Source organism: Agromyces sp. MMS24-JH15 (assembly GCF_043518605.1).
Classification (GTDB): domain Bacteria; phylum Actinomycetota; class Actinomycetes; order Actinomycetales; family Microbacteriaceae; genus Agromyces.
Window position 1 is genome coordinate 3161855 of sequence record NZ_CP171358.1, and the last position, 14139, is coordinate 3175993.

A 14139-nucleotide genomic window follows, 5' to 3' on the forward strand; every position below is an offset into this window, starting at 1 on the left:
CAACCCAGCGGTCGCCTCGGGGTGAACAAGGGAACCGTGATCATCGGTATCGACGGCGTGGATGCGCGCGAGGTCGCGGATGCGCGCGCGGCGCCGACGTCAGAGCGATGCCGCGATGTCGTCCAGCATCGAGGTGGTCAGCGCGTTGCCCGCATCGATCGCCAGGCGGTGGATCGGCAGGCCGCCGATCATGAGGATCGCGACGGGGTTCGTGAGCATGCCGCTCGTCCGGCCGGAAGGGTCCGCCTCGGCGACGGCCGCACGCAGCGCGGGCCCGGCACTCGGGTGGTCGAGCCACTCCACGAGGGTCGAGTCGAGCGTGAGCGGCGGCGTCTCCACGACGCCGGCGACGTCCACATCCGCACGAACCAGCAGTTGCCGAGACGAACGCCCGACCGCGAATCCGTAGGTCCCTGCGTCCAGGACCCATCGATCGAGACGCTCGTCCCATCGCTCGAGGGCGCGCGTCGGCACGTCGATGCGCACCCGTCGCGACTCGCCGGCCTCGATCGCCACCGAGGCGAACCCTGCGAGGGTCCGGCGAGCCCGACGCACCGGGCTCTCGGCCGGCGGTTCGACGTAGACCTGCACGACGTCGCGACCCGGGCGCCGGCCGCGGTTGTGCACCACGAGCGACACCGCCCAACCGGAGTCGGTCGGTTCGACGGCGACGTCGGAGTACTCGACGCTCGTGTACGACAGGCCGTGGCCGAACGGGAACGCCACGCGACCGCCTGCGAGGTCGTGCCCGCGGTAGCCGACGAAGATGCCCTCGCCGTAGATGCTTCGCCCGGATTCCCCGGGAAAGCTCAGGTAGCTCGGAGTGTCGGAGAGTTCGACGGGCCACGTCTCGGCGAGTCGACCGGACGGCTCGGAATCGCCCACGAGGATGGCGCCGAGCGCCTGGCTGACGCCCTGCCCGGCGAGTCCGGTGGCGACGATCGCGTCGACCTCGTGACGCCAGGTCTCGGTGTGGACGGGGCCGCCGGCGATCACCACGACGACGCAGCGGGGAGCGGCTGCGGCGACGTCCCGGATGAGCTGTTCCTGCACGGACGGCAGGTGCAGGTCGGCGCGGTCGTAGCCCTCGCTCTCCGCGGATTCCGGCGAGCCGACCACGACGATCGCGATGTCGGCCGCGCGGGCTGCGGTGACGGCTGACTCGAGCGAGTCCTCGAGCAGGTCCGTCCCGCTCGCGTCGTACCCGGGCGCGAACGTCACCCGGCCGGCGTGTCGCTGCTCGAGCGCCTCGACGATCGATCCGGCCGGGACGCGTGCGTGCACGCCGGCGCTGCCGCCGCCCTGGAAGCGCGGCGTGTGCGCGAATGCGCCGACGACGACGACGTTCGCCGCGGAATCCAGCGGGAGCACGTCTCGGTCGTTCTGCAGCAGCACGATCGAGCGGGCCGCCGCGAGGACGGCGAGCGCGTCGGGATCGGGGTCGGCGTCGTGCGGGGTACTGCCGCCCCCGCGGTGGGCCGTTCGCCTGGCCAGTGCCGCGACGCGGTCAGCCGAGCGGTGCACGACCTCGGGGTCGAGCGCGCCCTCCTGCACAGCCTGCACGACCAGGGCATCGGACGCGCCGGACGTCGACGGCATCTCCAGGTCGAGACCGGCGCTGAGTGCGAGCACCCGGTTCTCGACCGCGCCCCAGTCGGAGACGACGACGCCGCCGAAGCCCCACTCGTCGCGGAGGATGCCGGTCAGGAGTCGCTCATCCTGGCTGACGTAGGTTCCGTTCACGCGGTTGTACGACGCCATCACGAGCCACGGCCGGGCCCGGGTGACGACCTGCTCGAACGCGTGCAGGTACATCTCCCGCAGTGCTCGTTCTGAGACCTCGGCGCTCACGCGCATGCGGTCGGTCTCCTGGTTGTTCGCGACGTAGTGCTTGACGCAGGCACCGATGCCCTGACCTTGGACCCCGTGGACGAATCCGGTCGCGAGTTCGGCGGTGAGGTGCGGATCCTCCGAGTAGTACTCGAAGTTCCGGCCTCCGAGCGGGGATCGCTTCAGGTTCATGCCCGGGCTGAGCAGCACCTGCGCGCCGGCCTCTCGCGCTTCGATCGCGATCCGCGCAGCGACGCGCGAGACGAGTTCGGGATCCCAGGTCGCGGCCATGGCCGAGGAGGTGGGGAAACACGTCGCGGGCACCTTGCCGGAGAAGTCGGGCAGGTTCATCGCCAGGCCGTTGGACCCGTCGGTCATCATCACGGCGGGGATGCCACGCGACGGCACCGCCTTCGTCGAGGCCATGTCCGCGCCCGACAGCAGGCCGGCGGCCTGCTGGAGTGTCAGTTCGTGCGTCCCTGAGTCGTCGCTCACAGCACACCCGCTTCGATCATCTCGAGTCGCTCCTGGGGGTTGTGGATGTTCCAGCGTCGTGGCCGGACGGGGTCGGCTGCCGCGGCCCGGTGGGGGAACGCGTAGTCGTACGTTCCCTCGCCGACGGTGTGCCGGGTTCCGGCACGGTCCGGCAGGTGGATCTCGGCGATCACCCCGGCCGGGACCGTCACGCGCAGGGTCATCCGGTCGTCGACCCGCTGCCACGCGCTGACGATCGTCCCGTACGGGCTGTCGTGGCGTGCTTCGGCTCGGTGGAGTCCGCCGCCGGGGCGCGGCGCGATGCGGACGCGCCGGAACCCGGGCTCGAGCTCGGCGACGCCGCCGATGACGCGGTGCAGGAAGTCCGCGACTGCGCCCAGTGCGTAGTGGTTGAAGGAGGTCATCTCGCCGGGGTTGATCGTCCCGTCCGGGAGCATGCTGTCCCACCGCTCCCACACCGTCGTCGCCCCCATGACCACCGCGTACAGCCAGGACGGCGACTCCGTGCGGAGCAGCAGGTGGTACGCGTCGTCGAGGTGCCCGGTCGAGGCGAGCGCGTCGCACACGATGGGCGTCCCCGTGAATCCGGTCTGGATGAGGTAGTCGCCGCCGCTGACGAGTTCCGCGAGCCGTGCGCCCGCCTCGGCGCGCTGCGCGGCGTCGTCGAGGAGGTCGAACGCGATGGCGATGGCGGTCGCGGTGACGGTGTCGCTGACGACGCGGCCCGACGGTGCGACGTAGTGGCGGCGGAACGCGGAGGCCGCGGCATCGTGGATGTCGGCATACCGTCGTTCCGCCTCGATCTCGCCAAGCACCGACGCGGCCTCGCGCACGAGCCGTGCCGAGTGCGCGAGGTATGCCGTTGCGACGAGGTACTGGTCGGTCTTCGAGTCGCCCGGCCGCTCCGGGGGTGCGGCCGGGTCGAGCCAGTCCCCGAGCTGGAACCCGTGGTTCCAGTGGCCGGTCCCGCCGGTCAGGGCGAACACCTGATCGACCCAGGCCCGCATGCTCGCGAACTGCTCGCGCAGGATGCCGGCGTCGCCAGTTCGGCGGTAGAGGGTCCACGGCACGATGACCGCTGCATCGCCCCAAACGGCGGCGGGATCGCGCGGGAAGCCGCAGTCGATCCACGGGACGAAATTCGGTACGGACCCCATCGCGGCCTGCTCGGCCGCGAGGTCGCGGAGCCAGTTGCGCAGCACGCCGGTCGAGTCGTACAGGAACGCCGCGGTCGGGGCGAACACCTGGATGTCGCCGGTCCACCCCAGCCGCTCGTCGCGCTGGGGGCAGTCCGTCGGCAGGTCGACGAAGTTGTCGCGCATGCTCCAGACGACGTTCTCGTGGAACCGGTCGAGCAGCGGGTGATCGGTCTCGAACCATCCGTTGCGCCGCATGTCCGAATGCACGACGAGCGCTTCGACCTCGTCGACGGTGAGGTCGGGAAGGCCGCTGATCTCGACGTACCGGAAGCCGTGCACGGTGAACCGGGGCGTCCAGGTCACGCGGCCGCCGTCGGCGAAGGTGTACTCGTCGACCGAGGTCGCCGACCGGAGCGGTCGGGTGGCGAGTGCGCCGCCGTCGAGGACCTCCGCGTGGCGGATCCTCACGGTGCTGCCGGCGGCCGCCGCGGTGCCGATCCGGATCTTCCCGGCGATGTTCTGGCCGACATCGAGCAGGAGGGTGCCATCGTCCCTCCGCTCGAGGACGCTCGGTCGGATGGTCTCGACGACGCGGACCGGAGGTCCCGTGGGCGCTTCCAGGTCGGCGCCGAACCGGCTGCGGGGCATCCGCTCCGGCGTGCGCCATCCGCTGTCGTCGAAGCCGGCCCGCGACCAGCCGTCCTGCTCGAGGCGCGCGTCATGACGCTCCCCCTCGTAGAGTCCGGTCGCGACGACGGGGCTCTCGCCGGCTCGCCACTCGAGCGGGACCACCCGGCTGCCCGAGGCATCCTCGATCTCGAGTTGCACGAGCACCGAGGCATCCGTGCCGTACTCGTCCCAGAGCCCGCCGTTGAAGCCGATCCGACCGCGGTACCAGCCGTCGGCCAGGTGCACGCCGATCACGTTGCGTCCAGGCTCCACGAGCCCGGCGACGTCGATCGTGCGGTATCGGAGCCGGTGGCGATACGAGCTCCAACCGGGGGCGAGCACCTCGTCGGATGCGGCCGCGCCATTGATCTCGACGTCGTACACCCCGTGGGCGGTGGCGTAGAGCCGTGCTCGACGGATCTCGCCGTCGACCGAGAACTCGGCCCGGAGGAGGTGCGCCGGCCGTGGACCGTCGTGCGGCGCCTCGACCGACGGGGAGACCCAGTCGACCTGCCAGTCCGACTCCTCGAGGAGACCCGCCTCGACGCGGAGCGGTTCGCTCCACGAGCCGAACTCCCCCGCTCCGTCGAGCCGCGAACGAACTCGGAGGTCGACCGATTCGCGTGAGGCCAACGGCGCGAACGGCCACGGCCGGTACAGCACGTCGCCGCTCTCGACTCGAACGCGCTCCGAGCGGCCGTCGCGATGGCGCACCTCGATCTCATAGGCGGTCTGCGTCCCGGTGGTCAGTCGCCAGCTCAGCCGAGGGCTGGGGGTTCCGATCCCGAGCGGGTCCGCGAGGTGCTCGACGCGCACGTCGACGACACTCACCCCTTCACCGCCCCGGCGGTCATGCCCTTCATGACCCGCTGGTTGAGGAACAGGTAGATGATCAGCGTGCCGAACACGTTGACGCACACCGCGGCGAAGGTCGGCCCGTACTGCACCTGGCCGAACTCGCCCGTGAAGTTGAGCAGGCCGACCTGGATGGTCCGGAGGTCGTCGCGGTTCGTGAAGGTCAGCGCGATGAGCAGGTCGTTCCAGATGAAGAAGAACTGCACGAGCGCGACGGTGAAGATCGCGTTCTTCACCAGTGGGAAGCCGATCGACCAGAACTGCCGGTAGATGCTCGCACCGTCGAGCGTCGCGGCCTCGAAGATCTCGCGCGGCACGCTCCGGAAGAACGTGGCCATCATGAAGACCGTCAGCGGCAGCCCGATCGCGGTGTACGTGATGATGAGCGGCCAGAGGGTGCCCGTCAGCCCGGTCTGGAAGTAGATCGTGAACAGCGGCAGCAGGATCATCTGGCCGGGCACCATGATGCCGGCGAGGAAGAGCAGCAGGACCGTGCCGCGCCCCTTCCAGACCATGACCTCGAGGGCGAAGCCCGCGGCCACGCCGAAGATGATCGTGAGTGCGAGCGCCGGGAGGGTCGCGAGGATGCTGTTCTTGATGTAGACGGCGAGGTTCCCGGTGGTGAACGCCTCGATGTAGTTGTCGAAGTTCGTCCAGTCCTCCGGGAGCGACCAGGTCGGGTTGTTCAGGAACTCGTATTGCGTCTTGAACGATCCGGTGAGCAGCCAGAAGAGCGGATAGACCACGGCGATCAGCAGCACGGTCACGACGAGCCAGCCGGGGATGCGGCCCAGCCGCCGCATCGGACTCCGGCGCTGGGGCTCGGGTGCCTGCACGGACGGGCGGGCGACGGTCTCGAGGGTGGTGTGGGTCACGGGGGTCACCCCTTCGTGAGGTCGCGGCGCGACGAACGGAAGATGAACAGGGTGACGAGGAGGCACAGGATCGTCAGCATGAGCGCGATCGAGCTGCCGTATCCGTACTCGCCGTAGGTGAACGAGGTCTGGTACATGTACAGCGTGAGCGGCGTCGTCGTGTTGCCCGGGCCGCCGTTGGTGAGCGCGAGCACCGAGTCGAAGACCTTCAGGGTGCCGTTGATGCTGAAGATGATCGAGGAGAAGAGCACGGGCAGCGACAGCGGGATCACGATGTGCCGGATGAGCCGCCATCCGGAAGCCCCGTCGATGCGCGCGGACTCGAACAGCTCCTCGGGGATGTCGACGAGGCCGGCGTACAGGAGGACCGCGTAGAAGCCCATCGAGCGCCAGATGTCCATGATGATGATGACCCAGAACGCCGTCGTCCCCGAGGCGAACCAGTCGATGGACTCGACGCCGAACCAGTTCAGCATCGCGTTCACGGGGCCCAGCTGCGGCGCGATCGAGAAGAGGGCCTGGAAGAGCAGCGCCACCGCGACGGTCGGCAGCACGACCGGGAAGAACACGAGGGTGCGGATCAGTCCCGACGCCTTCCGCAGCCAGAAGACGTAGAGCAGGCTCAAGCCGTATCCGACGAGCACCTGACCGACAGTGAGGACGATCGCGTACTTGATCGTGAAGAACAGGGCGTCGGCGACCTTCGGGTCGGTGAAGAGGGCGAGGATGTTGTCCCAGCCGACGAAGGTGAAGCCGATGATCGGGTTGCCCTCGAACACCGTGTACCCGAGCGACCAGAAGATCGGCACGAGCATGACGAGGCTGTAGACGAGGAGCGCGGGGCCCAGGAGAACGGTGACGGCCCGCCAGTCACCAAGAACGCGATTCACTGCAGATGGTCTTTCGTGTCATGCCGAGGGGTGCGCGCCTCCCCTGAGCGTGGGAGGCGCGCACCCGTGGTCGGCTAGTTGCCGAGGTCGGCCTGGACGGTCTCCATGAAGTCCTCGGGGCTGATCGCGCCGGTGACGAGCTGGGAGGCGTTGGTCTGGCTGGTGGTGGCGGCCTTCGCGTTGAAGAGCGCCTCGAACCAGAGCACGCTCTGCGTGGTCGCGTCGATCTGCTCCTGGACGGTCTGCGTCAGCGGCGGGAGGTCCTCGACCGGCGTCGACACCTTGAAGCCGGTGATGACGCCCTGGTTCTCGAGCGAGTTCGAGCCGAAGTTCTCGGCGAAGCAGCCGAGCCACGATGCGACGTCGTCGGAGTAGGACGCCTTCGAGAGCGCGAGCGGCACGCCCACGTTCGCGGCGAGCTGGTCGGACGAGCCAGCACCGCCCTCGACCTCAGGGAAGGGGATGAAGCCGATGTTCTCGACGCCGATCTGGTTCTGCGCAGGGTCGTTGAAGTTCGCGAGGACCCAGCTGCCCATGTAGAACATGCCCGCCTGACCGGTGAGGAACTGGTTCACGGCCGTCATGTAGTCGATCGAGGTCACCGACGGGCCGAAGTAGCCCTTCTCACCGAGCTCGGCGACCGCGGTCGCGGCCTCGACGTACTCGGGGTCGGTCAGCTTCGCGTCGCCATCGGCGACCTTCTGCAGCGCGTCCGGTCCGAGCGAGCGGTAGATGTAGTTGCCCACGAGGCGCGTGAGCGGCCAACCGTCCTGGCCGTCGGCCGAGAACGGGATGACACCGGCCGCGTTCAGCTCGTCGGCGGCGGCCACGAGCTCGTCCCAGGTGGCCGGCACCTCGATGCCGTTGTCGGCGAAGAGCTGCTTGTTGTACCAGATGCCCTCGACGTTGAACTCCGTGGGGAGCACGTACTGCTCACCGTCGTACAGCGCGTCGATCGTCGACTTCGCCGCCGGGATGATCGCGTCGGACAGGTCGAGGTCCTCGAGCGCCTGCTCGACGTCGACGAGCTTGCCGCCCTTCTGCAGGTCCTTGGCGACCTGCGGCGTGTTGCCGCTCGCGAACAGCACCGGCAGTGCGTTCTGGCCGGCGAGCAGCTGGAGCTGCTGGTCGTAGCTCGCCTGCGGCTGCGTCGTGACGTCCAGCGGAAGGGCCTCGTTCTCGGCCGAGCACTCGCCCTCGGAGAGCGCACCGAGCGTCTCCTGGATCGAGGTGTTCTCGGCGAACGAGAGGTAGCTGAACTTGTCCGGTGCCGTCACCTCGCCGCCTCCGCTGCCGCTCCCGCTGCAGCCGGTGAGCGCGAGCGCGGTGACGCCGATGCCGGCGATGAGCGGAACGAGCTTCGTCGCCCGCTTGCGTGCTGTGGTCACAGTTCCTCCTTGAATGCGGCCTCGTTTGAAGCGCTACAACGAGAGCGTAGGTCGGGCCGGACAGCTCGAACAGCCAAATGGACCGTAGTCAGGGCTTGTCTGCGGAATAGCCGATATTCGCCGGACGGATACCTACCGGGCCGATGCGTTGAAGCGCTCCAACGGTGGGTTAGGCTTCGACGCATGTCAGACGCACTGTCGCGCGAGGAACCGTCCTCCCCCGGAATCAAGGACGTGGCCGCCCTTGCCGGCGTCTCGATCGCGAGCGTGTCCAATGCGCTGAACCACCGGGAGCGCGTCGCACCCTCGACCCTGGAGCGGATCGACCGGGCCATCGGGATGCTGGGCTACATCCCGAACGGCGCCGCACGCCAGCTCGCCGCCGGCGGCACGCGCTCCTTCGGCCTGATCCTGTCGGACCTCGGCAATTCGCTCTTCGTCGACATCGCGCGGGGCGCCGAACGGGCCGCCGAGGAACGCGGCCTCTCGGTCGTGCTCGCGAACAGCGACGGCAAGCTCGAGCGCGAGGACCGGTACGTCGGCCTCTTCGCCGAGACGCGCGTCCGCGGCGTGCTGCTCACGCTCAACGACGCCTCCCATTTCCGCGCGATCGCGGGACGTCACGCCTACGGCCAGCCGATCGTGATGCTGAACTTCCACGACGACACCGGTCGCTACTGCACGGCCTCGATCGACAACGAGGCCGGCGGATACCTCGCAACCGCGCACCTGCTCGAAACGGGCCGCCGACGCATCGTCTTCGTCGGCGGCCCCGACACGCTCCAGCCGGTCGCCGACCGCCGCCTGGGCTTCCTGCGAGCGCTGGGCGAGGCAGGACTCGCGCCGGTCGACGTGATCGCGCCCGCCTGGGTGAACCGCTCCGACGGGTGGCAGGTGGGTCGCCGCCTCGCCGACCCGGTGCTCGACGGCGAGGTCGACGGCATCGTCGCGGCATCCGACCTGTTGGCCGCCGGGATCGTGCAGGCGCTCTCCGAGATCCGCCCGATCTCGGTCCCCGAAACCGTCAGTGTGATTGGATACGACAACAACCAAGCCGCCTGGGACGCACCGATCCCGATCTCGACGATCAGCCAACCGGGCGAGGAACTCGGATACCTCGGGGCCGGCCTCCTCATCGACGAGGTCGAGGGGGCGGAGCACCAGCACCGGGCCGTCCGACTCGCGCCGACCCTGATCGCGCGGCGCAGCACCGAACGCTGATCCGAACCCGAGGGAGGGCCGTCGACGATGACGAAGGAACCCGAGGCCGAGACCGCGGGCGAACCCGGTCGAACCACGCTCCAATTGAGCTCGGTCGACCTCAATCTCATCGTGCCCCTGCAGATGCTCCTCGAGGAACGGAGCGTGAGCCGCGCGGCGGATCGCATGTTCATGAGCCAGCCGGCGCTGTCGGCCGCGCTCTCTCGCCTGCGACGGCACTTCGGCGATGAGCTGCTCGTGCGATCGGGAAACCGGTACGTCCTGAGCCCGCTCGGCGTGGAGCTGCTCGAGACCGTGACGCAGGCGAGCAGCGCCCTCAGTCGCGTGTTCAGTGCGCAGGCCGAGTTCCGACCGAAGGAGAGCAGCCGGGAGTTCCGACTGGTGTGCTCGGACTACGTGGCGTCGGTGTTCGGCGCAACGCTGGCCCGGCAGCTCTCGGCGGCGGCACCCGACGTGATGCTCCGCATGGAGCACGTCCAGGACGCGGTCGTCGACGAGGCACCTGATTCGCTGCGAGACATCGACGGGTTGATCCTTCCCCACGGATACCTCGAGCACGTCGAGTTCATCGACCTGTTCACGGACCGATGGCGGTGCCTGGTGGCCGCGGGAGCCGCGGACACCCCGCTGACGATCGAGGAACTCGGCGCTCGACCATGGGCGACGACCTACAGCGGGCGCACCGCGATCGTGGCCGCGACCCGCGAGCTCCACGTCCTGGGTGTCTATCCGCGCACCCAGGTGACGACGCGGAGCTTCCTCACCCTGCCCGACATGGTGGCCGGCACGGATCGCGTCGCGTTCGTCCCTGTGTCACTCGTCGAACGATTCGAGCTTCGCGGCGACGTCGTCGCGGTCGACTGCCCGATCCCCATCCCCGGCATCAAGCAGGCCTTCTGGTGGAGCCCCGCGCACGAGCATGATGCCGGCCACCGGTGGTTCCGGAATCAGGTCGCCGCGGTGGCGGAGCGCATTTCGCAGGCGTGAACCAGCCGGGATCTCGGAGCTTCCAGGGCTGCTGGCCCCATCGTGATTGATCTGGCGCTGATCAGGAACTTCTCGCGCGTGGGATTCGATCTCTTCGAGATCACCCGGCTGATCCTCGGCAGCCCGTCGGGGAGTTCCTCGGATGCTACGCTGAATCGACTAGCGCGTGCAAGTCCGACCCGGAGGTGCCATGCCCACGACCACGCAGAAGCGCGTCACCGCAGCTGACGTGGCCCGCTCGCTCGGACTGTCCCGCGCCACGGTCGGATTCGTCCTGAACGACACTCCGGGCCAGAAGATCTCGGATGCCACGCGCGAACGCGTCATCGAGGAGGCGAAGCGCCTCGGCTACCGCGCGAACTCCGCCGCACGCGCCCTCGCGAGCGGACGCAGCCGCATCGTGCTGCTCGTGATGCCGGACTGGCCGCTCGACCACAACCTCCGCACGAACCTCGACGAGGCATCCTTGGCGCTCGACGAGGCGGGGTACTCGCTCGTGACGATGACGCCGCACGCGGGCGGCACGGCGCAGCCGCTCTGGGAGACTCTCTCCCCCGATGTCGTGATGGGCCTGACGCCGTTCACGCGCGATCAGATCGCGCGCTTCCGCGCCGCCGGGGTCGAGCACATCGTGCCCGAGACGGCCGTCGAGGACGGTTCCGCCCTCGACGAGTTGAGTGACGGCCCGGTGCTGCAGGTGCGCCACCTCGTCGCGCAAGGCCGCACGAGGCTGGCCTATGCCGGCTCCGCCGATCCGCGCGTGTCCGACCTGCTCGACCTGCGCCGGTCGACCGCACGCGAGGAGATCGCGCGCACGCCCGGAGTGGAGCTCGTGGCGAGCAGTGACGTCGAGGCGGCGGATGCGGCCCGCGCACTGGCTTCGTTCCTCGAGGCCGGCGCCGATGGCGTCGTGGCCTACAACGACGACATCGCCGCGCGCCTGCTCCGCGCAGCGCTCAGGTCCGGCATCGCGGTGCCGGAACAGCTTGCGATCATCGGGCACGACGACGCCCCCATCGCCGAACTCCTCGTGCCGGCCCTCAGCACCGTCCGGATCGACATCAAGGGTCTCGGGCGGTACTTCGCGCAGATGGCGCTCACGGCAGCCGCCGGGGCGCCGGTACCGACGAATCGTCCGTTCACGACGGCCGAACTCGTCGCCCGCGAGACCAGCTGACCGCGCGAGACCTCAACCGCGGCGAGCCGGCAGCATCGCAGGATCCGTCGCCGTGCTCGCGAGGGCGGCCGGGAGCTCGCACGCGAATTCGTGGTGGCCGCTCGCGCACTCGTGCTCGGTCCCGTCGGGCAGCACGACCGTGGCGGTCGTGGAGACCGGGACTTCGATGTGCAGCGCGAACCGTTGCCCGTCGAGCGTCCACGACGACGATGCGGTGCCGTACGGAGTTCGCATCGCGGCGCGGGCCGACGTGAGGTCGCCGCCGAGGAGCGGAGCGACCCGGAACGTGCGGTAGCCACCCGAAGTGGGCTCGAGGCCGGCGATACGGCGATACATCCAGTCGCCCACGGCGCCGGCGGCGTAGTGGTTGAACGAGACCATGCCGCCGGCCTCTCCATCGGAGCCGCCGGGCGTCAGATCGGCGATGTTGACCGTCCCGTCGGGGCGCAGGGCGTCCCAGCGCTCCCAGATCGTCGTGCCGCCGGACTCGATCATGTAGAGCCAGGAGGGGCAGCCGGTCTGCAGCAAGAGGCGGTACGCCTCCTCGACGCGACCGCTGTCGGAGAGTGCGAACAGGATGTACGGCGTGCCCGGGAAGCCGGTCGAGAGCCGACCGTCGTTCGCGTCGATCAGGCGCACCAGGTTGTCGGCCATCCGCTCGCGCTCTGCGCCCTCGACGAGGCCGAAGTGCAGCGGCAGCACGTACCCCGTCTGGAACTCGTCCATGAGCGTGCCCTTCCCGTCGGTGAAGACCCGGCGGTAGGCGCGAGCGATCTGCTCGTGGAGTTCGCGGTAGCGCGCGGCGTCCTCGTGCTCACCGAGGAGCTCTGCGATGCGCGCGACGAGCGAGCAGGAGTTCGCGTAGTAGGCGGTGCCGATCCACTTGCCCCGGGCGAGCCAGTCCTTCGCGCCGCCGGTCGGCGCGGCCCAGTCACCGAAGTGGAACGGGAATCGCCAGATGCGGCGGCGGTCGGTGCCGACCGAGAGGAACTTCGCCCACCGGCCCGCTGCCCTGAGGAAGCGTCGCATCGTGCCGTACTGCCGGCGCAGGAGGCCGAGGTCGCCGCGCGCGAGATACTCGGCCCACGGTGCGAGGATGCAGACATCGCCCCAGACGGAGGTCGCCATCGTCGGGAACGGGTTTCCGGCTTTCGGCACGACCATCGGGATGCCGCCGCCGAGCGCCTGTTCGGCGGTGACGTCGCGCAGCCACTTGTCGAGGAAGCGGCTCATGTCGAAGTTGAACGCGGCGGTCGAGGCGAACACGGCCAGGTCGCCCGTCCAGCCTTCGCGCTCGTCGCGCTGCGGACAGTCGGTGGGGATGTCGACGAAGTTGGATCTGCCGCCCCAGCGGATGGCATCCTGCAGGCGGTTGAGCAGCGGGTCGGAGCACTCGAACTCGCCGGTCTCGGGCAGGTCGGAGTGGAGGACCAGTGCTGTGAGCTCGAGGTCGGCGGGGTCGATGCCGCGGACGCCGACGAACCGGAAGCCCATGTAGGTCAAGCGCGGCGAGTACTCCTGCTCGCCGTCGACGCAGGTGTAGGTCGCGGTCGCCTTCGCGGTGCGGAGGGAGGTGGTGAACAGCTCGTCGTCGACGAGCACCTCGGCGTGCCGGAACACGACCTCCTGACCGCGGCGGCCCCGAAGGCGGGCGTGCACGACGCCGGCGAAGTTCTGACCGAAGTCGTAGACGACCTCGCCGCTCGGTGCGACCGTCCGCGAGACCGGGTTCATTGTGCGCTGGGCGCGCACGGGCGGTCCGACCTGGGCGACGAGTGCGGGCGTGCCCCGCGGGGCGGTGACGTCGGCCGCCTTCCAGGTCAGGTCGGCGAGGTCGACGGTCGCGTCGTAGGTCTCGCCGTCGTACCACTCGGCCATCCGCACCGGGCCATCGGTCGCGACCTCCCAGTCCGGGCCCGTCGCCAGGACCTCGGCGGTGCCGTCGGCGTACTCGAGGTGGAGTTCGCACAGGAACGCCTGCCGGTCGGCGTAGATCATGTTCTTGCGCTTGTGCGTGAACGAGCCCACGGCCCAGCCGCCAGCGACCGTCGCGACGAGCGTGTTGGATGCCTCGAGGGCCGCCGTCACGTCGTAGGTCTGCACCTGGATGCGATGCGCGTACGAGGTGAATCCGGGCGCGAAGTACTCGTCGCCGACCTTCTCGCCGTTGAGTTCGAGTTCGTAGACGCCCAGCGCCGTCGCCTCGATCCATGCACGCTGCACCGGCTTCGGTGCGGCGAACGCGGTGCGGAACACCATGGGCACGGGCGACTGCTGCTTCGGGGTCCGATAGGCGACGTCCGTGATCCACCGGGCGACCCATGGCCGGTCCAAGCGGCCGGTGCGGAACGAGGTCTCGGCCGTGGCGGTCGTGCCGCTCGTGCCCGTCGCCTCGACCTGGACGATGTACTCCTGGTAAGGCTCGAGCGTCCCGCCATATCGGATGCCGACCTGCTGGTCGGTCTTCGTCTCCCAGCCGCCGGCACGCACGCGAGCGGACGCGAGCGCCTCGCCCGGCCTCGCGGAGTCGAGCGCGAACGCGATCGTGGGCGCCTCATCTGTGATGCGACCGGATTCGAGGCCGTCGACGGTCAGTCGGGTGATGCGCATGGC

General features: G+C 69.4%; 9 protein-coding genes. 3 read left to right on the top strand and 6 right to left on the bottom strand.

The window, feature by feature from the left end; genetic code table 11:
• Positions 1 to 99: 99 nt before the first annotated feature.
• The 5 genes from ACDF64_RS14395 to ACDF64_RS14415 form a co-directional block, all read right to left on the bottom strand.
• The gene (locus ACDF64_RS14395) at positions 100 to 2325 is read right to left on the bottom strand and encodes a glycoside hydrolase family 3 C-terminal domain-containing protein (protein WP_394552047.1); all 2226 of its coding nucleotides are present in this window, start codon (positions 2323 to 2325) and stop codon (positions 100 to 102) included.
• Entirely contained in the window at positions 2322 to 4964 is a 2643-nt protein-coding gene (locus ACDF64_RS14400) for a family 78 glycoside hydrolase catalytic domain (RefSeq protein WP_394552048.1), read from the bottom strand. Before ACDF64_RS14400 ends, ACDF64_RS14395 begins: the two co-directional genes overlap by 4 nt.
• Positions 4961 to 5863: a carbohydrate ABC transporter permease gene (locus ACDF64_RS14405; protein WP_394552049.1), complete on the bottom strand. Its 903-nt coding sequence runs from the start codon at positions 5861 to 5863 to the stop codon at positions 4961 to 4963. The genes ACDF64_RS14400 and ACDF64_RS14405 overlap by 4 nt, the downstream gene beginning before the upstream one ends.
• A gap of 5 nt (positions 5864 to 5868) precedes the next feature.
• Positions 5869 to 6753 carry a carbohydrate ABC transporter permease gene (locus ACDF64_RS14410; RefSeq protein WP_394552050.1) on the bottom strand — a complete coding sequence of 295 codons (885 nt, stop codon included), beginning with the start codon at positions 6751 to 6753 and terminating at the stop codon, positions 5869 to 5871.
• A gap of 74 nt (positions 6754 to 6827) precedes the next feature.
• Positions 6828 to 8141: an ABC transporter substrate-binding protein gene (locus ACDF64_RS14415; protein WP_394552051.1), complete on the bottom strand. Its 1314-nt coding sequence runs from the start codon at positions 8139 to 8141 to the stop codon at positions 6828 to 6830.
• Between the two features lie 183 nt (positions 8142 to 8324).
• Between ACDF64_RS14415 and ACDF64_RS14420 the strand changes: the two genes are divergently transcribed.
• The 3 genes from ACDF64_RS14420 (at position 8325) to ACDF64_RS14430 (ending at position 11526) form a co-directional block, all read left to right on the top strand.
• A complete protein-coding gene (locus tag ACDF64_RS14420; RefSeq protein WP_394552052.1) occupies positions 8325 to 9362 on the top strand; it encodes a LacI family DNA-binding transcriptional regulator in 1038 nt (345 codons plus the stop codon).
• A gap of 27 nt (positions 9363 to 9389) precedes the next feature.
• A complete protein-coding gene (locus ACDF64_RS14425) occupies positions 9390 to 10349 on the top strand; it encodes a LysR family transcriptional regulator (RefSeq protein WP_394552053.1) in 960 nt (319 codons plus the stop codon).
• Between the two features lie 190 nt (positions 10350 to 10539).
• Positions 10540 to 11526, top strand: a complete 987-nt coding sequence (locus ACDF64_RS14430; RefSeq protein WP_394552054.1) for a LacI family DNA-binding transcriptional regulator — start codon at positions 10540 to 10542, stop codon at positions 11524 to 11526.
• Between the two features lie 12 nt (positions 11527 to 11538).
• On the opposite strand, the gene ACDF64_RS14435 is transcribed toward ACDF64_RS14430, so the two are convergent.
• Positions 11539 to 14136, bottom strand: a complete 2598-nt coding sequence (locus tag ACDF64_RS14435) for a family 78 glycoside hydrolase catalytic domain (protein WP_394552055.1) — start codon at positions 14134 to 14136, stop codon at positions 11539 to 11541.
• Between the last annotated feature and the right edge of the window lie 3 nt (positions 14137 to 14139).

Excerpts from the sequence above, each read along its gene's own strand:
- ACDF64_RS14420 (WP_394552052.1), top strand. The coding sequence starts at position 8,325 with ATGTCAGACGCACTGTCGCGCGAGGAACCGTCCTCCCCCGGAATCAAG.
- ACDF64_RS14425 (WP_394552053.1), top strand. The coding sequence starts at position 9,390 with ATGACGAAGGAACCCGAGGCCGAGACCGCGGGCGAACCCGGTCGAACC.
- ACDF64_RS14430 (WP_394552054.1), top strand. The coding sequence starts at position 10,540 with ATGCCCACGACCACGCAGAAGCGCGTCACCGCAGCTGACGTGGCCCGC.
- ACDF64_RS14435 (WP_394552055.1), bottom strand. The coding sequence starts at position 14,136 with ATGCGCATCACCCGACTGACCGTCGACGGCCTCGAATCCGGTCGCATC.